Source organism: Pseudomonas qingdaonensis, assembly GCF_018398475.1.
GTDB lineage: Bacteria > Pseudomonadota > Gammaproteobacteria > Pseudomonadales > Pseudomonadaceae > Aquipseudomonas > Aquipseudomonas palmensis.
On sequence record NZ_CP074676.1, the window covers coordinates 2,628,303 to 2,650,309 of the forward strand.

The following is a 22,007-nucleotide window of genomic DNA, read 5'->3' on the forward strand; positions in this document are numbered from 1 at the left end:
CTGCGTCGGTGGCGCTCAGCGCGAATAGCCGGTCATTTCCAGGTAGCCACGCCCGGCCGTGCTGCCCTGTACCTTCACCGGCCCTTCCCAGTAGGGAAAGCGGGTGCCCATCCAGGCCTGCGGCACCAGGGCGTCGACCTCGATGTCCAGCTGCCGGTCGGGCACCTGCACCCGCCAGCGCGTGGGCACCTGCGGGCCGTCGACCAGTTGGGTGCGGGCCAGCGGCTCAAGCACGATCTGCGCACCGTTGAGCGCGGTGCTGCTGCCGTCGGCGGCAATCCAGGTGCCTGCCCGGTACGGTTGTGCATCGGCCTGACGGACCTGGAACAGCATCAGCCGCGTGCCGTTGTCCAGGTGCAGCGAAAACCAGTCCCAACCATGCTGGTCGGGGGCCAGCGGCTGGCTGCTCCATTCGCGGTCGAGCCAGGCGTTGCCGGTCACCTCGACGCGCCGGCCCTCGTGCTGTACTTCACCGCGCACTGTATAGAACGGCTGGCTGTAGTAATACGACGCCTGGCCCTGGCCGGACTTCTCGCTGTAGCCCTGATCGCCCTGCAGCACCAGGGGCTGCTGGCTGCTCAGTTGCAGGTCGTAGCTGAAGCCCTTGCCGCCTGCGCGCATCTGCAACTGCTCGATGCCTTGGCCGCCCACCGCCTGCAGCGACCAGTCGTCGATCCAGGCCTTGAACGGTTGCGCCTGTACGTCCGCCTGGCCGACACCGCCACGCGCCATCGTTTCACTGAACTGATGGCCAAACGGCCCGCTCAACGCCGCGTGCCCCAGCCATACGGCGGGGCTGGCCCAGCCCGGCTGTTCGGCGCCGGGGCGCAGCGCCGAACGGAACAGCGTCCATTGCGCACCCCAGTCGCGGTCCTGTGCATCGCGCAGGTTGGCGGTCACGTACCACCATTCGATGCGATACCCCGCATGGGCGCCGTGGTCACGCGGGAACTGCAACGGTCGGCCGCGCACCACCGGGGCAAATGCTGCGGCGTCCTGGCCCAGGCCGGCAAAACCGGCGGGTGGCGGTGGCGAGGGGTCGCAGGCGCCCAGCAGCAGGCACAGCAGCAGGACGCCCCAGTGTCTAGGTTCCATCGGCATAGTGCCTCAGCAGTTCGGCGGGCTGGCGGCGGGCCAGTTGCCACAGGGGCCCGGCGGCGGCGAGCAGGGCGGTGAACAGGCCCAGCAGCGCCAGTTGCAGCAGCTGGCCAGGGAACACCTGCAACGGCAGGCGCCAGCCGAACGCCTGCACGTTGACCACCGCCACCAGGCACCAGGCCAGCAGCAGGCCCAGGGGAATTGCCAGCAGCACGGTCAGGCTGGCCAGCAGCAGCGTCTGCCCCAGCGACAGCCAGGCCAGGTGCTGGCGCCTGACGCCCAGTGCCCATAGCGGCGCCAACTGGCCGAGCCGGCTCTGGCCCAGGGTCAAAAGGCTGATCAACAGGGCCACGCCGGCCACGCCCAGGGTCAGGCTGTTGAGTGCGGCGGTGGCGGCGAAGGTGCGCTCGAACACCTCCACCGACCAGCGCCTGAGGGTGCGCTGGTCCACCAGCCGGGTGCCGTCCAGCGCATAGCGTTGCTGCAGCGCGGCCTTGAGCGTCGCCACCTGCTCGCCCGCCACGCGCAGGTTGAGGGTGTTGAGCGTGGCCTCGGGCCAGGTGCGCCGCAGCCAGTCGGCGTTCACCAGCACCTGCCCGCGCGGGTTGCCGTAGTCGGCGTATACGGCCACCACGTCAAGGGGTGCAGCGCCGGGCAAGCTCAGGCGATCGCCCAGGCCCAGCGCCAGGCGCCGCGCCAATTGTTCGCTGAGCATCGCCCCGGCGCCGCTGGCCAACTGGCGCCACGCCTCGCTGCGCTGTTCGAGCAGCGGCCAGTGCTGCGCGTAGGCCGGGTGGTCGATCACCCCCTGCACTTGCACCGGGGCGCCGCCTACGCGCACTTCGGTGCGCCACTGCGCGAGCACGGCGCGCACCCCTGGCTGGGTGGGTAGCCAGGCCGCGATGGCCAGGCCCTGGGCGGTGTCATGCGGGGTCACGTAGAGCTCGGCCGACAGCCGTTGATCGAGCCAGCCCAGAAAGGTCTGGCGGAACCCGGACGTCATGCTGCCCACCCCGACGCTGGCGGCCAGCGCCAGCAGCAACGCCATCAGCGCCAGTGCCAGGGCCGGCAGTTGCTGGCGGCTGTCGGCCACGAACCACTGCGCCAGCGGCCGGTGGCACAGCCGCTGCAACAGCGCCAGGGCGCCATCGAGCAGCAGTGGCAGCATCAGCGCGGCGCCCAGCAGCAAGGCGGCCAGCAGGGTGAAGGCCGCCGGCAGGCTCGCGCCCCAGCGCCAGCACCCCAGGGCCACGGCCAGCAGCAGTAGCGCCAGCAGTGCCTGGCGTCGCAGCCAGCGCACCTGCGCCTGGCGCCAGGCCTGGGGCTGTGCCAGCGCCAGCAGCGGCAGGCGCGCGGCGCGCAGCAGGCTGCCGGCACCGGCCAGTGCTGCCCCGAGCAGGCTGATGGCCAGCCCGCTCAGCCACCAGTGCAGCGGCAGGCTCAGGTGCCCGGCCACCTGGGCGCCATACAGGCCGCGCAGGCTGGCGGCCACGTCACCCAGCAGCAGGCTGGCCAGCAGGTAACCGCAGGCCACCCCGGCCAGCCCGGCCAGCAGCGCGAACAGCCCCAGTTCGATGGCCAGCGCAGTCACCAGCGCACGCACACTCACGCCGCAGGCACGCAGGGTGCGCAACAGGCTGCGGCGCTGCTCCAGGGCCAGGCCGATGGCCGCATGCACGATGAACAGCCCCACCAGGAAGGCCAGCAGGCCCAGCGCAGTGAGGTTGAGGTGGAAGCTTTCGGTCAGCCGTTGCAGGTCGTCGGTGTCGCTGGCGGCCTGCACCACCAGTAGCTCGTTCAGGCCCTCGGGCAGCGCGGGCGGGGTGTAGCCGGCGGGTATCAGCAGTCGCGAGAGCTGTTGCGGTGCCTGCAGCAGGCGTTGGGCCTGGCCGATGTCGACCACCATTACCCCCGGGGCCAGCTGCGCCTGTACCTGCAACGGCGGCAGACGCTGGCCGTCGCCGCTCAGCGGTTCGGCACCGGGCGCCAGGCCAAGGCGCTGCAGGGTGTCGGGTGCGATCCATGCCTGGCCCGGTGGGCCGATGAAGGCGGCGGGGTCGATGCGTTGGGCGGCCTGGCCGGCGATGGCGCTGCCGGGTGGCAGGCTCAGCGGCTCGATGCCCAGCAGCTTCACGCTGACCGGTTCGGCGCCGGCAAAGCGCAGGCGGCCTTCGAGCACCGGCGACACCGGCCAGCCGGCCCGGCGCAGTTGAATGTAGGCGTGCTGGTCGAAGCGTTCGCCGTGGCGTGGGCTTACCTGCGCCTGCGCTGCGCCGGTCAGCAGCGCGTTGGCCCGCGCGTAGTCGGCGCGGGCCTGCTGGTTGAGCGCCTGGACCCCGGCCCACAGGGTGGTAGCCAGCCACAGCCCGGTGAGGATGCTGGCGCATTGCAGGGGGTGGCGCCGCCAGTGGCTGAGCAGCGCCTGCAGGCACAGGCCGATCATGCGCGTACCCGGCCCAGGTGCAGGGTCAGGCGCTGGTGCAGGCGGGTGGCCAGGTGGGCGCTGTGGGTGACCATCAACAGGCTGCTGTTGCTTGCCCCGACCAGCTCCAGCAGCAGGTCGAGCACGTTTTCGCTGCTGGCTTCGTCGAGGCTGCCGGTGGGTTCGTCGGCCAGCACCAGCGCGGGGCGCGAGGCCAGTGCGCGGCCGATTGCCAGGCGTTGCTGCTGCCCGCCGGAGAGTTGCTCGGGGTAGCGTTGCAGCAGCGGCGCCAGGCCCAGGCGCTCGGCCAGGTGGGTGACCCAGGCCGGGTCATGACGGTCGGCCAGGCGCGCCTGGAAGGCCAGGTTGGCGGCCACGTCCAGGCTGCTGATCAGGTTGTATTGCTGGAACACCAGGCCGATGCCTTGTCGGCGCCAGTGGGCGAGCCCGGCTTCGGTGCGGGTGTGTAGCGGTTGGCCGTCGAACAGAATGCGCCCGCTGTCGGGGCGTTCGAGGCCGGCTATCAGGTGCAGCAGCGTGCTCTTGCCGCTGCCGGACTCGCCCATCAGCGCCAGGCTGGTGGCGGCGGGCAGGTGCAGATCGACACCGCGCAGCACCGGCAGGGTGCCTTGGGCGGTGGTGAAGGTCTTGTGCAGGTTTTCGACGATGAGCATGGGTGAAGGGTAGGCCAGGTTGGGGCAGGTGGGTACATCGGGTTGTGCCATGGCGATCCTGCAGCCCAGGGTGGTTTTAAAAATGTGGGAGCCGGCCTTGCCGGCTCCCACATTGGTTGCAACGCACCCTGGCCTGCAGGATCGCAGTTGTCAGCCCTGGTGGCTCGACACCCGATTGCCGCGTCGCCTCTACTTGCGCGCCTCCAGTATCAGGTTGAACGGCGTCTCGCACGCCCGGCGCATGTGGCTGAACCCCGCCGCTTCAAGCACACCCCGAATGCGCGCCTCACCCGCCTGCGCGCCAAGCCCCAAACCCACCTCCTGCGACAGTGAATTGGGCGTGCACAGAAACGTCGATACCGCATAGAACAAACGCCCCACCGGGTTGAGGTTGTCGTCCAGCCGATCATTCGAAAACGGCTCCACCAGCAACAGCGTGCCCCCCGGCTTGAGTGCCTGCCAGGCATGCCTGGCCGCACCCACCGGGTCGCCCAGGTCATGCAGGCAGTCGAAGAAGCACACCAGGTCATAATCGCGGCCAGGGTAGTCCTTGGCGCTGGCCTGGGTGAAGCGCACCCGTTCGGTCAGGCCGCTGTCCCTGGCCCGTTGGACGGCAGTGGCCACCGAGGGCGCGTGGTAGTCGATGCCGTCGAAATGCGAAGCCGCAAAGGCCTCGGCCATGAGCAGCGTCGAGGTGCCAAGACCACACCCGATGTCTGCCACCAGGGCCCCGGCGTGCAACTTGTCCACCACACCCTCCAGTGCCGGCAGCCAGCTGCCCACCAGATGGTTGCGGTAGCCAGGCCGGAACAGGCGCTCGACGCCACCGAACATGCACGCATGATGGTCGCCCCATGCCAGGCCACCGTCGCCGCGCATCGCCGCCACCAGCTTGTCCTTGTCGAGCACCATCGAGGCGATGGCCTGGGTGCCGCCAGCAATGTAGGTGGCGGAGTCCTCATGGGCCAGGGCCTGGGCCTGCTGCTCGTCAAGGCTGAAATGTTCGTCGTTGTGCTGCATGTAGCCAGAGGCGGCATGGGCGTTGAGCCATTCGCGAAGTAGGCGGGCATTGCAGCCAGTGCGTGTGGCCAGGGTCTGGGCGGTCACCGGCTGGCCGTCGGCCATGGCCCGGTACAGGCCCAGTTCTTCGCCGAGCATGATGTTGGGCAACATCGCGGCAGCGCCGAGGTCGTTGATAAGGGTATGGATGAAAGGGGTCGATGCAGGTTTGCTCATTGCCACTACTCCATTAGTTGGCATCCTTGAACGCGCAGATAACGTCGCCTATCTGCAGCCATCTGTCCTTGATGGGCAGCCTTTGACTCTAGTTCAGGGGGGCAGCAGGTCAAGTGCGAAGGGTATTTCGCCAGCAGGGGCGGTCAGCCGCGCCGCCCGTAGTAGTTCAGCATCGGTTGCGTGCTCAGGCCATGCACCACGATGCTCAACGCCACCACCGACAGCGTGATGTTCAGGCACTGCGCCGAAAGCGTGCCGCCCAGGCCGTGGCTCAGGGCGTAGAACAGGTAGAACAGGCTGCCGATGCCACGAATGCCGAACCAGCCGACCATCAGCCGCTGGCGCAAGTCGAGCAGGCTGCCCCAAGGCATCAGCAACACGCTCAACGGGCGCACCACGCAGAACAACGCCAGGCCAAAGCCCAGTGCGCGCCAGTCCCAGTGGCTGGCCAGCGCCACGCCGAGCACGGTCACCAGAAACACTTCCATCACCCGCTCCACCAGGCTGCCGAAGGCAAGCATGTCGCCCATCATCACCCCGGCCGCCACCTGGGTGTCTTCGAGGTTGTCCAGGTCGCCATGCACCGCATTCTCCGGCGCGGCTTCCAGGTGCCCGGCCACCGGTTGCGCCAGGTGCTCGGACGGGGTCTGCGAACCGCCGGTGAAGCTCACCTCGGCCTGGCGCAGCCCCAGCCCGGCGGCAAACACCGCCAGAAACCCATAGGCGTGCAGGGTGTCGGCCACCACATACGCCAGTGCAATCAGCGCCAGTGCCAGGTAGTCGTTGGGGGTGAGCGTGCTGTCGGCATGGCTGATGCGCAGGGTCAGGGTCAGGCGCCCCAGCAACTTGCCCATCCAGTAGCCCACCAGCAACCCCACCGGCATCGCCCACAGCAGGTCGCGCCACAACCAGGTGAACAGCGCCGAGCCGTCGACGGCCTGGCCCTGCACCAGCAGCAAGCCCAGCAGCACGAAGGGAAAGGCCACGCCGTCGTTGAGCCCGGCCTCGCCCGACAGGCCGAAGCGCAGCGGGTCGTGGTCCTGCGCATCGTTGACCTGCACCAGCGCTGCCAGCACCGGGTCGGTGGGCGCAAGGATGGCGCCGATCAGCAGGGCCGGCGCCCACGCCATGTCACCCAGGTAGTGCAGCACCACGCTGAAGCCACCGATGCTCAGCAGCATCACCGGGCCGGCCAGGCCGAATGCCACCCGCCAGACACGGCTGCGCAGCGGCAGGCGCAGCTTCAGGCCACTGATGAACAGCGAGAACAGCAACGCGACTTCGGTCAGGTGCTTGAGCCAGCCGGCGGCGTGGTCCAGGTCCAGGTGCAACAGGCCCAGCCCCAGCGGGCCGATGCCGATGCCCAGCAGCAGGCACACGGCGGAGGTGGTCACCGGCATCCAGCGCAGGTACGAGGAGGTCAGGGCCAGGATCAGCAACACGGCGCCGAACACGGCGATCCACAGGGTAAAACTCATCGAAGGCACCGTCGCATGGGGTCGGGCCAGCGCTGGCCCCTGAGCATTCGAGGGGCGCGGTGCGGCAGAGGTTCACTGCACGCAGCATCAGGGCGCCGGGCTGTCGACCTGCTGCAGGCTGAAGGTGCCGGTGAACGGGTTGCCCTGCAGCCTGTAGCACTGGCTGTGGTTCTTGCGCAGCCACGCAGTGCCCGCGTCGACCGGGCCGCAGTTGGAGGCGGGCATGGCATCTACGATCAGGGCGTACTCCAGGCCCTCGTCAAGCTGCTGCAGGGCAAACCCCGCACAACAGACCAGGGCCGCGGCAAAGAAGGGTTCGAACGTCGGCACTTTCTGCGCCGGGGCCGGCGCGGCGCCGGGGCGTAGTCTGCCAGCCGCCCTGCGCAGCCACTGGGGCAACAGCAGGTAGACCCCCAGCAGCATCAGCGAGAACGGGATGGAATAGAGCGCCCCATATACCACCGCCGCGTTGTCCAGGTAGTCCACCTCGATGCCAAAGCGCGCATTGAGCATCCGTTGCGCAGACAGCTTGCACAGGTACACCACGACCACGCTGTACAGCAACGACCCTGGCCAGTAGCTGAGAAAGGCGAAGAGGCGCGACAGGTTCAGCAGCGCATAGATGCCGCCGGCCGCCAGCCCGCCGACCAGTATCAGGTTCGCGCCGAGGCTCGGCGGCAGGCGCGCGAAGCCCCACAGCCCGGCCAGCAGCAACAGCAGCTTGAGGGTGTCGCGTACCGGTTTGCTCACGGTCAGTGGCTACCTTCGTTCAAGGCGCCGAGGATCTGGTAGGCCAGCTTCACCCGCGCTTCGTTGGGGTAGTTCTTGTTGGCCAGGATCACGATGCCGATCCGCTGCGAGGGCACGAACGCCACGTAGCTGCCAAAGCCGTTGGTGGAGCCGGTCTTGTTGATCCACACCGCCTGCTGCGGGGCCAGCGGGGGTTGCAGCGGCGTGACGTCGAGGGTTTCAAGGGCCATGCGGCTGGCATTGCCGTCGAGCAGGGTCTGCAATGCGACCGGGTAGGGGTACTGTTCCCAGATCAGGTCCTGGGTCATGGGGCCCACCTGGTAGTAGCCGGTATGGGTGGCGGCAATGGCCTGCTTGAGGGGCGTATCGAGTTTCTCCAGGCCCATGTTCGCCTCGACGAAGCGCAGCATGTCGTCACTGCTGGACTTCACCCCGTAGGCTTCGTCGGCCAGCACCGCAGGGCTCAGCCGGGCGGGCACGTTGTCGCGGGTATAGCCCTGGGCGTACATACGCTGCCAGTTGGCAGGTACCTGCAGATGGGTGTTGTTCAGGCCCAGCGCCGGAAACAGCAGGTCCTGCAGGGCGGACCGGTAGCTCATGTCCAGTTGGCGGGCGCTGATCACCCCGAGCAGGCCGATGCTCGGGTTGGCATAGGTACGCCGGGTGCCTGCCGGGTAGCTCGGGGTCCAGTGCTTGAAGTAGCGCATCAGTTGCCCGTTGTCGTGCACGCTGTCTGGCAACTGCAGCGGGAAGCCGCCGGCGGTGTGGGTCGCCAGGTTCAGCAGGGTGGTGTTTTCCAGGGCCCGGCCGCGCAGTTCGGGCAGGTAGCTGGCCGGGCTGTCGGTCAGCTTCAGCTTGCCGGTGGCCTGTGCATAGGCCGCCAGGGTGACGTTGAAGGTCTTGCTGATCGAGCCCAGTTCGAACAGGGTGTCGCGGTCGACGGCCTGGCCGCTGTCGCGCGAGGCCACACCGAAGTCGTAGTAGTGGTGCTGGCCATTGACTGTCAGGGCCACGGCCATGCCGGGTATCGCGTGCTCCTGCATCACGGCCTGGCTGGCGGCCTCTACCAGGTTGTCGAGGTTGTCAGGCACGGTGGCGGCCCAGGCGGCAGGGCTGGCCAGCAGCAGGGCGCTCAGCAGGTGGTGCGGTTTGAACAGGTTCACGTAATGGGTTTCCGGTGGGTCTGGAGGAATTCGCCCGGTGACAGGCCGAACTGTTTGCCAAAGGCGGCGATAAAGGCCGACAGCGATTCGTAGCCGCAGGCCAGGGCCACGTCGGTGACGCGCTCGCCGCGGCTGAGTGCTGGCAGCGCACTGAGCAGGCGCATGCGCTGGCGCCAGGTGCGAAAGGTCATGCCGGTGTCACGCAGAAACAACCGGCTCAGGGTCTTTTCCGAAACGCCGTACTTCAGGCTCCAGGCTGCCAGCCCGGTGCTGTCCTCGGGGTGTGCCTGCAGACGCCGGCACAGTGCACGCAGGCGGGTGTCCTGGGGCAGCGGCAGAATCAGGTCTTCCTGCGGGGCGCTGGCCAGCTGGTCGAGCAGCACGGCGACCAGGCGCCCGTCTGCGCCCTCGGTGTCGTAGGCCACCGGCAGGCCGCTGAAGGTGCGGATCAGCTCGCGCAGCAAGGCATTCACGCCGATCACCCGGCACTGGGTACCCGGCCACACGCTGTGCTCGATGTACAGGCTGCGGATGCAGGTGTCGTCGGCGCAGCTGACCTGATGGGGGGTATGCGCCGGGATCCACACCGCGCGCTGCGGCGGCACCACGTAGCGTCCGGCGCCGGTGTGCACATGCAGCACGCCCTGGGCCGCATACGACAGTTGCCCCCAGGCATGCTTGTGGCGAAAGCCCAGGGCGATGTTGGCCAGCGACTGCGCCTGCCCGTACAGCGGGCGCGGCAGTACCTTGAGCTCGCTCAGGGGCGGGATGCGCGGGGCGTGGGATTGTCCTTTGGGCGACACTCTTGGGGTTCTGTCGTTAGTCGGAAAAGAAAAGAAACCTTACCGTCTGCGCCATCCCAATAACAAGACAGGACGTGACATGAAACACCTGCGGTTGCTGTTCGACAATTTCACCCTGGCCCTGCTCGGCGTGATTGCACTGGCCACCTTGCTGCCCTGCGAGGGCCAGGGCGCGGTGGTGTTTGGCTGGCTGACCAACCTGGCCATCGGGCTGCTGTTCTTTCTGCACGGCGCCAAGCTGTCGCGCGAGGCGGTGGCGGCCGGGGCAGGGCACTGGCGCCTGCACCTGCTGGTTTTTGGCTGCACCTTCGTGATGTTTCCGCTGCTGGGCATGCTGTTCAAGCCGCTGTTCCTGCCGCTGGTGGGCGACGAGCTGTACTTGGGCGTGCTGTACCTGTGCGCATTGCCGGCCACCGTGCAGTCGGCGATTGCCTTCACCTCGCTGGCGCGGGGCAACATCCCGGCGGCGATCTGCAGCGCGGCGGCCTCCAGCCTGCTGGGCATCGTGCTGACGCCGCTGCTGGTGATGGTGCTGATGGGCGTGCAGGGCGATACCGGGTCCAACCTCGATGCGGTGTTGAAGATCGTGCTGCAACTGCTGGTGCCGTTCGTGGCCGGGCAACTGGCGCGGCGCTGGATCGGCGCCTGGGTGGCGCGCAATGCACGCTGGCTGAAGACCGTCGACCAGGGCTCGATCCTGCTGGTGGTGTATACCGCGTTCAGCGACGCGGTGATCAGCGGGTTGTGGCAGTCGGTGCCGCTGGTGCGGCTGCTGGGGCTGGCGCTGGTGTGCTGCGTGTTGCTGGCGGTGGTGCTGTGGTGCACGCAGTTGCTGGGCAAGCGGCTGGGGTTCAACGTGGAAGACCGCATCACCATCCTGTTTGCCGGCTCCAAGAAAAGCATGGCCACCGGTGTGCCGATGGCCCAGGTGCTGTTTGCCGGGGGGGCGATTGGCGCGATGATTTTGCCGCTGATGCTGTTCCACCAGATCCAGCTGATGGTGTGTGCGGTGCTGGCCCAGCGCTATGCGGCGCGGGAGGAGGTGAGCGCCTGATTCAGGTGCTGTGGTGACCACTTCGCCGGCAAGGCAGGCTCCCGTAGGAGCCGGCCTTGCCGGCGAAGCGGCCTGAGCACTCACCGCAAGGCACGGCGCCTGCGCGAGTAGCACAACCACGCATAGACCCCCGCATTCACCACGAACACCAATGCCCCCAGCCACAGCTGGATGCCTGCCGTCAGCTTGGCCGGGTAGATCAGCGGTATCAGGTAATGCTCCACAAAACTGTCGGGGTAGCCGGTGTCACCCGCCGCTGCACGCAGGCGGTTTTCCCATTCGGTCAGCGGGCAGGGCAGGTGCAGCACCTCCACCAGCACGCCCCAGGTCACGGCCGGCAGGTGCAGACAGCACAGCCGCGGCCACCTGAGCACCAGCAACCCGCCCAGCATCACGAACACGATGAACGTCAGATGAAACAGTACCAGCCCGTCGGCGGCCAATCGAAAGAACATGGCGTGGTCTCAACCCTGGGCGAAGCTGCGCAGCGTTTCACCTTCCATGCGATAACGCACCCACTCGTCCTGCGGCTGCGCGCCGATGGACTTGTAGAACTGGATGGCCGGTTCGTTCCAGTCCAGCACGCTCCACTCCAGGCGTCCGCAGCCCTTGGCACAGGCCTCCTGCGCCAGGTGGCGCAGCAATGCCTTGCCCGCACCCGTGCCGCGGGCCTGGGGCGTGACGTACAGGTCTTCGAGGTAGATGCCCTGGGTGCCGAGCCAGGTCGAATAACTGAAGAAGTACACCGCAAAGCCGATGGCCTGGCCGTCACGCTCGCAGATCAGCGCCTGGGTGCTGCTGCCTTCGCCGAACAGCGTGCGCTCGATATCGGCGACCGTGGCGATCACCTCGTGGCGGGCACGCTCGTACTCGGCAAGCTCGGTGATGAAGGTGAGAATCTGGCTGGCGTCTTCGACGCGCGCGGGGCGGATATGTACGGGCATGGCGGGGCTTCTGTTCCGGAAATCGAGGAGGGTTATCCTAAGGCAATTGCCCGTCGAGGGCACGGGAAGCCTGGAGGGTGGTGAGGGCTCGCCAAGTGTAGTGCCACAATTGCCCCCAACTGTATCGCAGCGCTGCGCACCGACTTGGTTAGTGTCACTTCACAACAACACACTGCCGGACACCCGCCATGCTCACCTCGCTCAACCTGCTGATGGCCTTCGTGCTGTTCGCCTTCGTCTCCTCGATCACCCCCGGCCCCAACAACACCATGTTGCTGGCCTCCGGCGTGAACTTCGGTGTGCGTCGCACCATTCCCCACGCGCTGGGCATCAGTATCGGCTTCATGGTGCTGGTACTGGCGGTGGGCCTTGGCCTGGGCGAGCTGTTCAAGGCCTATCCGCTGGCCTACGGCGTGCTGCGCTACGTGGGCGCCAGCTACCTGCTGTACCTGGCCTGGAAGATCGCCAATTCCGGCCCGCTGACCAGCGCCGAGCCCGGCACGCGCAAGCCCCTGGGTTTCTGGGGCGCGGCAGCCTTCCAGTGGGTCAACCCCAAGGCCTGGGTCATGGCCGTGGGCGCCATCACCACCTATGCACCCAGCCAGGGCTACCTGACCAACGTGATCGTGATCGCCGCGGTGTTCGCCGTGGTCAACCTGCCCAGCGTGTGCGTGTGGGTGATGTTCGGCAGCGCGCTGCGCACCGTGCTGCAGGACCCACGCTGGCTCAAGCTGTTCAATTGGCTGATGGCCGCGCTGCTGGTGCTATCGCTGTATCCACTGCTGTTTGTAGAATCCGGTTTTGTGTAACCCCCACAGCGAGTCCCGATGGAACTGATCCCCTGGTCGCATGACTGCGCCGAACACTTCACCCTGCGCGGCTGGCGCTCACCCGCCAGCGGCAAGCCGCTGCTGCATTTCATCCACGGCACCGGGTTCTGCTGCCTGGCCTACCAGCCGTTGCTGGAGCGCCTGGCCGAGCATTTCGACCTGTGGCTGTGCGATGTGCAGGGCCATGGCGACAGCGATCATGGCGGCGCCTTCGTGGGCTGGAACCGCAGCGCCGCGCTGGCGATCGAGGCCTTCCAGGCAGGCCGCGGCGAATACGGGCAGGTGGCGTGCTTTGCCATGGGCCACAGTTTCGGCGGGGTGCTGACCGGCTTGATGCTGGCGCTGGAACCGGGCCTGTTTCAGCGGGCGGTATTGCTTGACCCTGTGGTGTTCAGCCGCTCGATGCTGGGGGTGATGAGCGTGGCCACGCTGTTCGGCATGCACCGTCGCCACGGCCTGGCACGCAAGGCCGCCACCCGGCGCAGCCACTGGCCCGACCGCGAGGCGGCCTACGCCGCGCTGCACGGGCGCGGCATTTTCAAGGGCTGGCACGACGAGGCGCTGCAGGCCTATGTGGACCACGCCATCGGCGACTGCGGCGAAGGGGTAGTGCTCAAGTGCCGGCCTGCGCGCGAAGTGGACGTGTTCAGTTCGTTCCCTCGCGGGCTGTGGGCTGCCCTGGCCCAGGTGCAGACACCCGCACGGGTGCTGCATGGCATCACCACCTATCCCTTCGTACCCGTGTCGCTGGCGCGCTGGGCCCGTCTGAACCCAAGGGTCGAGCTGCGCGAGGTGCCCGGCGGGCACTGCTTCATGCAGGAAGATCCGCAGGCCTGTGCGAACGAGGTGCAAACCTACCTGCTGGGCTGATGGCAGGTTGTCCATTTCGCGACGAATACTGGTCTGTACGCTAGCGAACGCCAACCGCTGACCCCCTTAGAGTGCATCCTTGAACAACAACAGGGAGCACGAACATGAACCAGGCGGTCAGCCCCGAACCACCGGTTACCCAAGCCACCGAGCGCGTGCGCGTGATGACGCTGCGCCGCGCCCTGGGCGCAGCCGGCACGCTGGCGGTACTAGGGGTTGCCTTGTATGTGTGGCACAGCGGGCGCTTCAACGAACAGACCGACGATGCCTACGTGCGCGCCGACTGGGCGCCGATCAGTGCGCGGGTGGGCGGCTATGTGGCCCAGGTCAGCGTGGCCGACAATGCCGTGGTCAAGGCCGGCGACCTGCTGGTGCAGCTGGACGACCGCGACTATCGCCAGCAGGTGCGCCAGGCCCGTGCGGCGCTGGCCGCCAGTACCGCTTCGGTGCAGGCGCAGCAGGCCGTGCTGGTGACCCTGGCGGCGCAGCTGGAGGGGCAAGGGCAGGCGATTGCCCGTGCCGCCGCCGAGCGCGAGGCGGGCGGTGCCGAGGCGCGGCGCGCCGAACTCGACTGGCAGCGTTACCGCCAGTTGATCGGCATGAACGCGGTGAGTGCCCAGCGTGCCGAACGCGCCAGCACCACACGCACCCAGGCGCAGGCCACGCTCAAGGGCGCGGACGCCGGCTGGGCGATGCAGCGGGCCCGGCACCAGGTGCTGGCCAGCCAGCAGCGCGAGGCCCGAGCCGAACTGGTGCGCCGCGAGGCCGAGCTGGAACAGGCCGAGGCGGCCCTGGCCCTGGCCGAGAACGCCCTGGCCGACACCCAGGTACGGGCGCCCTTCGACGGCGTGGTGGGGCAGCGCAAGGTGCGTGTGCAGCAGTACGTCAGCCCCGGCCTGCCACTGCTGGCAGTGGTACCGGTGGAGCAGGCCTACGTGGTGGCCAACTTCAAGGAAACCCAGCTCGAACACATGCGCCCGGGGCAGCGCGCGACCCTGGAGGTGGACACCTTCGGCCGGCACTGGCAGGGCACGGTCGACAGCGTCTCGCCCGGCTCGGGGGCGGTGTTCGCGCTGTTGCCGCCCGACAACGCCACCGGCAACTTCACCAAGATCGTGCAGCGCTTTGCCGTGCGTATTCACCTCGACCCGGTGGAACCCGGCACGCCGCGGCTGCTGCCGGGCATGTCGGTGATCGCCACCATCGATACGCGCACGGCGCAGGTGCGCGATGAGCACTGAAGACAAGGTATCGCTGCGCGCGTGGGTGGCGGTGATCGGAGGCTTGTTCGGCTGCTTCATGGCGGGCATGAACGTGCACGTCACCAGTGCCGCGCTGCCGGAAATCGAAGGCGCGCTGGGGGCGACGTTCGAGGAAGGCTCGTGGATCTCCACCGCCTACCTGGTGGCGGAAATCACCATGATTCCGCTCACCGCCTGGCTGGTGCAGGTGTTCTCGCTGCGCCGGGTGATGCTGGTGGGCTCGCTGGTGTTCCTGATCAGCTCGGTCAGTTGCGCGCTGGCGCCGAACCTGCAGGCGATGATCGCCATCCGCGTGATCCAGGGCGCTTCGGGGGCGGTGCTGATCCCGCTGTCGATGCAATTGATCATCACCGAGCTGCCGCCGAGCAAGATCGCCCTGGGCATGGCCTTGTTCAGCCTCTCCAACAGCGTGGCCCAGGCCGCCGGGCCGTCGATCGGCGGCTGGCTGACCGACGCCTATTCATGGCGCTGGATCTTCCTGCTGCAACTGCTGCCCGGGGTGGCGCTGCTGGCGGCGGTGGCGTGGTCGATCCCGGCGCAGGCCGGCGACCGCGCCCAGTTGCGCGGCGCCGACTGGCTGGGCATCGCGGCCATGGCGCTGGGGCTGGGCGCGCTGCAGATCGTGCTGGAGGAGGGCGGGCGCGAGGACTGGTTCGATTCGGCGTTCATCGTCACCTTCAGCGTGATTGCCGTGGTGGCGCTGGCGCTGTTCGTGCAGCGCCAGCTGTGGGGCGCGCGGCCCTTCATCAACCTGCGCCTGCTGGCCAGCTACAACTTCGGCGTGGCCAGCCTGGCCATGGCGGTGTTCGGGGCGGCGACCTTCGGGCTGGTGTTTCTGGTGCCCAACTACCTGTCCCAGGTGCAGGGCTACAACGCCCGCGAAATCGGCATCAGCCTGATCGCCTACGGCATGGTGCAGTTGCTGCTGGCGCCGCTGCTGCCGCGCCTGATGCGCTGGCTCAACGCCAAGGTGCTGGTGGCCAGCGGCTTCGCGATCATGGCGCTGGGCTGCTGGCTGGGGGCGCACCTGTCGGCGGACGCGGCGAAGAACGTGATCATCCCCTCCACGGTGGTGCGCGGGCTGGGCCAGCCGCTGATCATGGTGGCGCTGTCGGTGCTGGCGGTGAAAGGGCTGGACAAGGCCCAGGCCGGCTCCGCCTCGGCGCTGATATCGATGCTGCGCAACCTGGGCGGTGCGGTGGGCACGGCGCTGCTGACGCAGCTGGTGTCGTTGCGCGAACGGTTTCACGGGCAGCGTATCAATGAGAGCCTGACGCTGTTCGATGCACCCGTGCAGCAGCGTCTGCCCGGCGGGGTGCTCGATGCACAGGCCCCGGCGCACCTGCAGGTGCTGGCGCAGCTGGACCAGACGGTGCATCAGCAGGCCTACCTGATGGCGTATTCGGATGCGTTCTATGTGTCGTGCGTGGCGTTGACGGTGTGTGCGCTGGCGTCGCTGCTGCTGCGCCAGCATGCACGCTGACTAGTCGGCGTCGGGCTGGCCGTAGGCTGGGGTCTTGCCGAAGTAGGCACTGGGCGAGACCCCCAGGGTGCGGCGGAACATGGCGCTGAAGGCGCTGGGGCTGTCGTAGCCCAGGTCCAGCGCCACGTTCAGGATCGAGTGCCCGGCGGCCAGCGCGTCGAGGCTGGCCAGCAGGCGCAGGCGGCGCAGCCACTGGATGAAGCTCAGGCCGGTTTCGCGCTGGAAGGCGCGGGTCAGGGTGCGTGCGTTCAGGCCGCTGTGGGCGGCGGCGCGCTGCAGGCTCCAGGGGCTGGCCGGGTCGTCGCGCAGGGCCTGGCACAGCGCGGCCAGTTGCGGGTCGACCGGCAGCGGCACGTGCAGGGCCAGAATCGGCAGCACGCGGATCTCGTCCAGAATCAACTGCATCACCCGCTCGTCACGCCCGCCGGGCGGGTAGTCGGCGGGGATGAGCATGGCGCTAATGATCAGTTGACGCAGCAGCGGCGGGATGTCCACCACGCGGCAGGTCAGCGGCAGGTCGGGGCGCGCGTCGGAGGCGACGAACAGGGTGCGCATGCGGACCTGGCCGGCCATCTTCAGGTCGTGTTCGACGGCGGCGGGCACCCATACGCCGCGCCCTGGCGGAACCACCCAGCAGCCCTGGCTGGAGTTGACCGTGATCACCCCGCTCAGGGCATGGATCAGCTGGGCGCGGTTGTGGCAGTGCGGGGCGATGCGCTCGCCGTGGGGGTAGTTTTCTGCCAGGGGGACAATCGGCTGCATGGCGGTGCGTTGGGATTGAGGGTGGGGGGGCAGTATGCCTGATGATCGGTGGGTGCAGGATCAGCGAATGCTGTGCATTCGATCGCGGGGCAAGCCCGCTCCCACAGGTACAGCGCCTATTCAAAGAGTGCCGCAATCCCCGTGGGAGCGGGCTTGACCCGCGATCTGGCGCATAGCGCCAGCAAACCCTGGCACATCAATCGATCCCGCTCTGGGCAAACTCCTGGGCCAGAAAATCCAGCAGGTGCCGCACCGAAGGCAGCAGCCCGCGCCGTGAGGCAAACACCGCGTGCACCAGCCCGCATTGCGGTGCCCAGTGCGGGGTGGGCTGCACCAGCTCGCCACGGGCAAGCTCGTCGCGGATCACCACCAGTGGCAGGTGCACCACCCCCACGCCCGCCAGCGCCGCCTGGCGCAATACCACCAGGTCGTCGGTCACCAGCCGCGGCGTGTGCCGCAAGCTGGCCGTGGCGCCGTCCGGGCCATTGAGCTGCCATTGATAATCGCGCTGCGGGTTGCCCCAGTGCAGGCTCGGCAAGGCGGCCAGGTCGGCGGGCACGATGGGCCTGGGCAACGACGCCAGCAAGCCGGGCGCGGCCACCAGCAACTGCGTGCTGTTGGCCAGCACCTTCATCACCAGGTCGCTGCTCTCCAGCGGCGGCACCCGCACCCGCAGCGCAATGTCGATGCCTTCCTGGATCAGGTCCACATGGCGGTTGGTGCTCTCGATATGCAGCTGCACCAGCGGGCACTGCACCATGAAGCGCGACAGCATCGGCCCCACCCAGAAATCCAGCAGCGCCGTGGGGCAGCTCAGGCGCACGATGCCCTGGGGCTCGGCACGGTGGCGCTCGATCAGCTCGGCCGCACCCTCGGCCTCCACCAGCATGGCCACGCAATGGCGGTGGTAGGCCTGCCCGATGTCGGTTACCGAAAAATGCCGGGTGGAACGCTGGATCAGGCGCACCCCGAGGCGCTCCTCGAGCCCGGCCACCCGCCGGCTGAGTTTGGACTTGGGCATGTCCAGGGCACGGCCGGCGGCGGCAAAGCCACCGTGCTCGACCACCTGGGCGAAGTAGTACAGGTCGTTGAGGTCTTCCACCACTGTTCTCCAAATGGAACGCTGAGGGCACTTTACGCTATCTACCGCCTTCAGCGTTGCGCCCTTATCGTTGGCTTCATGCACGAGAGGAGGTAGCTCATGAAAAAGATCCAAGGCGTCTACAGCAGCCCGCACCCGCATTGGGTGGGTGACGGCTTCCCGGTACGCAGCCTGTTCACCTACGACAACCTGGCCCAGCACATCAGCCCGTTCCTGCTGCTCGACTACGCCGGGCCCCATGCCTTCACCCCCACCAGCGCCCGTCGCGGCGTCGGCCAGCACCCGCACCGCGGTTTCGAAACGGTGACCATCGTCTACCAGGGCGAACTGGAGCACCGCGACTCCACCGGTGCCGGCGGCCTGATCGGCCCGGGCGATGTGCAGTGGATGACGGCCGCAGGCGGCATCCTGCATGAAGAGTTCCATGCGCCGTCGTTCGCCCGCAGTGGCGGCACCCTGGAGATGGTGCAGTTGTGGGTCAACCTGCCGGCCCGGCACAAGTCTGCCCCTGCCGGCTACCAGACCCTGCTGGCCGCCGACATCCCCAGCGTGGCGCTGCCCGGCGGTGCCGGCAGCCTGCGGGTGATCGCCGGTGACTACCACGGCCATCGCGGCCCGGCGCGCACCTTCACGCCGATGCAGGTGTGGGACATGCAGCTCAAGTCCGGCAAGCCCGTGCGGTTGCCTGCCCAGGCCGGTCACAGCAGCGCCCTGGTGGTGCTGCGCGGCCAGGTCACGGTCAATGGCGAGCGTTCGGTGGGCCCGGCCCAACTGGTGCTGCTGGAGCGTGCCGGCGACGAAGTGCTGCTGCAGGCCGACAGCGAGGCGGCGGTGCTGTGGCTCAGCGGCGAGCCGCTGGATGAACCCATCGTCGGCTACGGCCCGTTCGTGATGAACAGCGATGCCGAGATCGAGGCGGCGTTCGCCGATTTTCGCGCCGGGCGCTTCGGCCAGATGACCAATGGCGGCGGCACTGTCACACGCGCCGACTAGGGTCTGTATGCAACTCACGTTTGTCCCAACTCCGGCGCCACGGCGCCGGACCACCCCTGCAAGGAGTATGACCATGAGTGTTCCCTACACCCGTCTGGACAAGAACAACGCCGCCGTGCTGCTGGTCGACCATCAGGCCGGGCTGCTCTCGCTGGTGCGTGACATCGAGCCGGACAAGTTCAAGAACAACGTGCTGGCGCTGGCCGACCTGGCCGAGTACTTCAAGTTGCCCACCATCCTCACCACCAGCTTCGAAAGCGGCCCCAACGGCCCGCTGGTGCCCGAGCTCAAGGCGCAGTTCCCTGACGCGCCGTACATCGCGCGCCCCGGCCAGATCAACGCCTGGGACAACGAGGACTTCGTCAAGGCGGTCAAGGCCACCGGCAAGAAGCAGCTGATCATCGCCGGTGTGGTCACCGAGGTGTGCGTGGCGTTCCCGGCGCTGTCGGCGATTGCCGAAGGCTTCGAGGTGTTCGTGATCACCGACGCCTCCGGCACCTTCAACCCGATCACCCGCGACGCGGCCTGGGACCGCATGTCGTCGGCCGGTGCGCAACTGATGACCTGGTTCGGCGCAGCCTGCGAACTGCACCGCGACTGGCGCAACGATGTCGAGGGGTTGGGCGCGCTGTTCTCCAGCCACATCCCCGACTACCGCAACCTGATCACCAGCTACAACACCCTCACCGGCGCCAACCAGTAGCCCGCCTCACTGCGCGTCGCCGCGCCTGCCCCCGGTTTCATCGGCGGGCAGGTCGGTGGCGCGGTCTTCGCCGATCTCCCGGTACTCCTTGAGCAACTGCTTGAGCTGGCTGTTGTCCAGCTGGTCGAGGTTCATCAGCGCGTTGTGCGCCGCCTTGGTCGAGCGCAGCAGTTCGTCGAGCTTGATGTGCAGCACGTCGTTGTCGCGGTTCTGGGTGTTCTGGATGACGAACACCATCAGGAAGGTGACGATGGTGGTCGAGGTGTTGATGATCAGCTGCCAGGTGTCGTTGTAGTCGAACCACGGCCCGGTGACGGCCCAGACCACGATCAGTACCAGTGCGATGAGGAAGGTGCGCGAGCGACCGGCCTGTTTGGCCAGGCCCTGGGCGAAGCGTTCGAATTTCATGGCAGACTCTTGTGTGGGGATCTACTGGGTAGACCCTGCGGCGTTGCCGAAATTCTTTGTAACATCAGGGGAAGAAGACATGGGGCAGGACCACGGGGCACCGACGCACCTGGTGCGGGTGATACCCACCGATTACGGCCAGTTCGTGCTGGAGCTGAACAATGGCGAGCACCGCTTGCTCAAGGGCCTGGTGCTGACCCGCGAGCTGGGCTGGAGCGAGCTTGCCAACCCACGCAAGGCGCGCCAGCGAACCTTCAGTGCCACCCAGCTCGGTTGGCCGGGTGGGCGTACGCTGGGGCTCGACTACCTGCTCGCGCAGGCACAGCCGATGAACGAGCGCGAGCTGGGCTGGCAGTCGGTGGACTTCTCCCAGTGCAACCGCGCGCCCACCCCGGAGCACGACACCCACCACGTGTACTACGTGAGCCTCAAGCCCTTCGACCCGCAGCCATTCGGCCTGGGCGAGTCGATTCACGGCGGCCATGGCGAGCGGGGCGGCATGTTTTCCTTCGACCTGGCCGGGCTTGTGGCGTGGCCCAACTGGCGCGAACACTTCGAGCTGGCCGGCTGTGGCTGGGCCATTGCCCTGGTCGACGCCAACACCACGGATGCGCAGGCATTGCTGGACGTACTGATAGACGCCTGGTGCCAGCGTGAGGCCTGAGCTCAGCCCCGGGGCATCAGGCCCAGGCCATTGAGCAGCAGCGCCGCGACAAACAGGCTGACCCCGAACGCCGTGTGCGCCGCCAGGCTGCGCAGGCGTGCCACCTTGGGGTTGGGGGTGCGACGGGCCAGTACGCCTGCGCCCATGCCCGGCTGCAGAATGAAGAACGGCGCCACCAGCGTGCCGATACCGATCGCCAGCGCCGGCAGCAGGGTAGGGCTGTGGGCCCAGCCGATGCCGAAGATCGCCAGCAGCAGCCCGGCGTACAGCACCCCGATCACATAGTGCGTCGCCCAGCCCAGCAGGGCTTCGCCCGGTACGGGCGGCGCCTTGGCGATGCTGTCATGAGTGAACTGACCATGGCGCAGGTGCGCCACCCAGCGCCCGACCATCGGCCAGCTGGGCGTGGGCACCTTCAGCAGCCGCTTCTGTGTTTCGGCCCACAGGTCGGCCAGCGCCGTGCCCAGCAGCCCGATCAGGCTGGCACTGGCGATGAAGTGAAGCAGAGGGGACATGGCGTTGCTCCTGAATAAAACATTCAATGAATTGATTGAATGATTGGCGAATGATAGCTTCCTGTCAATGACCGACCTTCCTCAGCAACACTTCATCGATATCGCCGAGCTGGCCCGCACCCTGGGCCATGCGCATCGGCTGCACCTGCTCGAACACATCGCCCAGGGCGAGCGTGCGGTCGAGCGCCTGGCCGAACTGTGCGGGTTGTCCGTGGCCAACACCTCCCAGCACCTGCAGCACCTGCGTCGCGCCGGCGTGGTACAGACCCGCCGCGACGGCAAGCGCGTGCTGTACCGCCTGGGTGGTGGGCCGATCCTGGAGGTGCTGGCGGCACTGGGGCAGTTCGCCGAGCACAACCGCCTGGCGGTGCGCGAGCTGCTGGCCGACAGCATGAGTGCGCAGGAGCGCCTGGAGGCGATGTCGCGCGACGAGCTGGTGCAGCGCCTGCACGAGCAGAGCATCACCCTGTTGGATGTGCGCTCCCACGAGGAATACGCCCTGGGGCACTTGCCGGGGGCGATCAGCATGCCATTGGACGAGCTGCAGCAGCGCCTGGCCGAACTGCCGCAGGACCAGGAGATCGTTGCCTACTGCCGTGGCCCCTGGTGCGTGCTGTCGAGTACCGCCACCGCGGCCTTGCGCGAGCACGGCTTCAAGGTGCGCCGGCTCGACAGCGGCCTGCCGGACTGGCAGGCGGCAGGGCTGCCGGTGGAGGCCTGAGCCTCTGCGGCGGCCCCTGGCGCTTTCGCGCGCGGGCCTGGCAGCGTTACCATCGACGGTCTGACTTTCCAT

The 22,007-nt window shown here is 67.8% G+C and carries 23 protein-coding genes; 9 read left to right on the forward strand and 14 right to left on the reverse strand.

Going from position 1 to position 22,007, the window contains the following annotated elements; genetic code table 11:
• Nucleotides 1–15: 15 nt before the first annotated feature.
• From KH389_RS11945 to KH389_RS11980, 8 genes are all read right to left on the reverse strand, one after another.
• On the reverse strand, nt 16–1,095 hold the full coding sequence (locus tag KH389_RS11945; protein ID WP_213607395.1) for a lipocalin-like domain-containing protein: 1,080 nt from the start codon (nt 1,093–1,095) through the stop codon (nt 16–18).
• Nucleotides 1,085–3,541, reverse strand: coding sequence for an FtsX-like permease family protein (locus tag KH389_RS11950; protein ID WP_078481257.1), 2,457 nt, complete (start codon nt 3,539–3,541; stop codon nt 1,085–1,087). The genes KH389_RS11945 and KH389_RS11950 overlap by 11 nt, the downstream gene beginning before the upstream one ends.
• On the reverse strand, nt 3,538–4,194 hold the full coding sequence (locus tag KH389_RS11955) for an ABC transporter ATP-binding protein (RefSeq protein WP_213607519.1): 657 nt from the start codon (nt 4,192–4,194) through the stop codon (nt 3,538–3,540). The genes KH389_RS11950 and KH389_RS11955 overlap by 4 nt, the downstream gene beginning before the upstream one ends.
• A gap of 189 nt (nt 4,195–4,383) precedes the next feature.
• Complete coding sequence (locus KH389_RS11960; RefSeq protein ID WP_213607396.1) at nt 4,384–5,430, reverse strand: class I SAM-dependent methyltransferase; 1,047 nt, start codon at nt 5,428–5,430, stop codon at nt 4,384–4,386.
• A 143-nt stretch (nt 5,431–5,573) separates the two neighbouring features.
• Nucleotides 5,574–6,908 (reverse strand): cation:proton antiporter, encoded by a 1,335-nt coding sequence (locus tag KH389_RS11965; RefSeq protein WP_043860236.1) that lies wholly within the window; start codon nt 6,906–6,908, stop codon nt 5,574–5,576.
• An 87-nt stretch (nt 6,909–6,995) separates the two neighbouring features.
• Nucleotides 6,996–7,658 carry a hypothetical protein gene (locus tag KH389_RS11970; RefSeq protein WP_043860235.1) on the reverse strand — a complete coding sequence of 221 codons (663 nt, stop codon included), beginning with the start codon at nt 7,656–7,658 and terminating at the stop codon, nt 6,996–6,998.
• A 2-nt stretch (nt 7,659–7,660) separates the two neighbouring features.
• The gene (ampC, locus tag KH389_RS11975) at nt 7,661–8,797 is read right to left on the reverse strand and encodes a class C beta-lactamase (RefSeq protein ID WP_373870427.1); all 1,137 of its coding nucleotides are present in this window, start codon (nt 8,795–8,797) and stop codon (nt 7,661–7,663) included.
• 20 nt (nt 8,798–8,817) lie between these two features.
• Nucleotides 8,818–9,624: an AraC family transcriptional regulator gene (locus KH389_RS11980; RefSeq protein ID WP_213607397.1), complete on the reverse strand. Its 807-nt coding sequence runs from the start codon at nt 9,622–9,624 to the stop codon at nt 8,818–8,820.
• Nucleotides 9,625–9,703: 79 nt separating this feature from the next.
• Between KH389_RS11980 and KH389_RS11985 the strand changes: the two genes are divergently transcribed.
• Complete coding sequence (locus tag KH389_RS11985; RefSeq protein ID WP_043860233.1) at nt 9,704–10,678, forward strand: bile acid:sodium symporter family protein; 975 nt, start codon at nt 9,704–9,706, stop codon at nt 10,676–10,678.
• Nucleotides 10,679–10,758: 80 nt separating this feature from the next.
• On the opposite strand, the gene KH389_RS11990 is transcribed toward KH389_RS11985, so the two are convergent.
• Together KH389_RS11990 and KH389_RS11995 are read right to left on the reverse strand one after the other, a co-directional pair.
• The gene (locus tag KH389_RS11990; RefSeq protein WP_213607398.1) at nt 10,759–11,133 is read right to left on the reverse strand and encodes a DUF2784 domain-containing protein; all 375 of its coding nucleotides are present in this window, start codon (nt 11,131–11,133) and stop codon (nt 10,759–10,761) included.
• Between the two features lie 9 nt (nt 11,134–11,142).
• Nucleotides 11,143–11,622 (reverse strand): GNAT family N-acetyltransferase, encoded by a 480-nt coding sequence (locus KH389_RS11995; RefSeq protein WP_043860231.1) that lies wholly within the window; start codon nt 11,620–11,622, stop codon nt 11,143–11,145.
• 188 nt (nt 11,623–11,810) lie between these two features.
• On the opposite strand from KH389_RS11995, the gene KH389_RS12000 reads away from it, so the two are divergent.
• The 4 genes from KH389_RS12000 (at nt 11,811) to KH389_RS12015 (ending at nt 16,067) form a co-directional block, all read left to right on the forward strand.
• On the forward strand, nt 11,811–12,431 hold the full coding sequence (locus KH389_RS12000) for a LysE family translocator (protein WP_043860230.1): 621 nt from the start codon (nt 11,811–11,813) through the stop codon (nt 12,429–12,431).
• Between the two features lie 18 nt (nt 12,432–12,449).
• A complete protein-coding gene (locus KH389_RS12005; RefSeq protein ID WP_054914416.1) occupies nt 12,450–13,322 on the forward strand; it encodes an alpha/beta fold hydrolase in 873 nt (290 codons plus the stop codon).
• Nucleotides 13,323–13,426: 104 nt separating this feature from the next.
• Entirely contained in the window at nt 13,427–14,563 is a 1,137-nt protein-coding gene (locus tag KH389_RS12010) for an HlyD family secretion protein (protein WP_058540268.1), read from the forward strand.
• Nucleotides 14,553–16,067 (forward strand): MDR family MFS transporter, encoded by a 1,515-nt coding sequence (locus tag KH389_RS12015; protein WP_213607399.1) that lies wholly within the window; start codon nt 14,553–14,555, stop codon nt 16,065–16,067. The genes KH389_RS12010 and KH389_RS12015 overlap by 11 nt, the downstream gene beginning before the upstream one ends.
• Here the strand turns inward: KH389_RS12015 and KH389_RS12020 are convergent, their stop codons facing one another.
• Together KH389_RS12020 and KH389_RS12025 are read right to left on the reverse strand one after the other, a co-directional pair.
• On the reverse strand, nt 16,068–16,829 hold the full coding sequence (locus tag KH389_RS12020; protein WP_043860226.1) for an AraC family transcriptional regulator: 762 nt from the start codon (nt 16,827–16,829) through the stop codon (nt 16,068–16,070).
• Between the two features lie 196 nt (nt 16,830–17,025).
• Nucleotides 17,026–17,934: a LysR family transcriptional regulator gene (locus tag KH389_RS12025; protein ID WP_173925050.1), complete on the reverse strand. Its 909-nt coding sequence runs from the start codon at nt 17,932–17,934 to the stop codon at nt 17,026–17,028.
• A 96-nt stretch (nt 17,935–18,030) separates the two neighbouring features.
• On the opposite strand from KH389_RS12025, the gene KH389_RS12030 reads away from it, so the two are divergent.
• Complete coding sequence (locus KH389_RS12030) at nt 18,031–18,924, forward strand: pirin family protein (RefSeq protein ID WP_078481248.1); 894 nt, start codon at nt 18,031–18,033, stop codon at nt 18,922–18,924.
• A gap of 73 nt (nt 18,925–18,997) precedes the next feature.
• Nucleotides 18,998–19,627, forward strand: a complete 630-nt coding sequence (gene ycaC / locus KH389_RS12035) for an isochorismate family cysteine hydrolase YcaC (protein ID WP_213607400.1) — start codon at nt 18,998–19,000, stop codon at nt 19,625–19,627.
• A 6-nt stretch (nt 19,628–19,633) separates the two neighbouring features.
• On the opposite strand, the gene KH389_RS12040 is transcribed toward ycaC, so the two are convergent.
• A complete protein-coding gene (locus KH389_RS12040) occupies nt 19,634–20,035 on the reverse strand; it encodes a low affinity iron permease family protein (RefSeq protein ID WP_043860056.1) in 402 nt (133 codons plus the stop codon).
• A gap of 79 nt (nt 20,036–20,114) precedes the next feature.
• Here KH389_RS12040 and KH389_RS12045 point away from each other — a divergent pair, with 79 nt between their 5' ends.
• The gene (locus KH389_RS12045; RefSeq protein WP_102063821.1) at nt 20,115–20,699 is read left to right on the forward strand and encodes a hypothetical protein; all 585 of its coding nucleotides are present in this window, start codon (nt 20,115–20,117) and stop codon (nt 20,697–20,699) included.
• 2 nt (nt 20,700–20,701) lie between these two features.
• On the opposite strand, the gene KH389_RS12050 is transcribed toward KH389_RS12045, so the two are convergent.
• On the reverse strand, nt 20,702–21,214 hold the full coding sequence (locus KH389_RS12050; RefSeq protein ID WP_210015466.1) for a DUF2938 domain-containing protein: 513 nt from the start codon (nt 21,212–21,214) through the stop codon (nt 20,702–20,704).
• Between the two features lie 67 nt (nt 21,215–21,281).
• Here KH389_RS12050 and KH389_RS12055 point away from each other — a divergent pair, with 67 nt between their 5' ends.
• Nucleotides 21,282–21,935, forward strand: a complete 654-nt coding sequence (locus KH389_RS12055; protein WP_043860058.1) for an ArsR/SmtB family transcription factor — start codon at nt 21,282–21,284, stop codon at nt 21,933–21,935.
• The last annotated feature ends 72 nt before the right edge of the window (nt 21,936–22,007 follow it).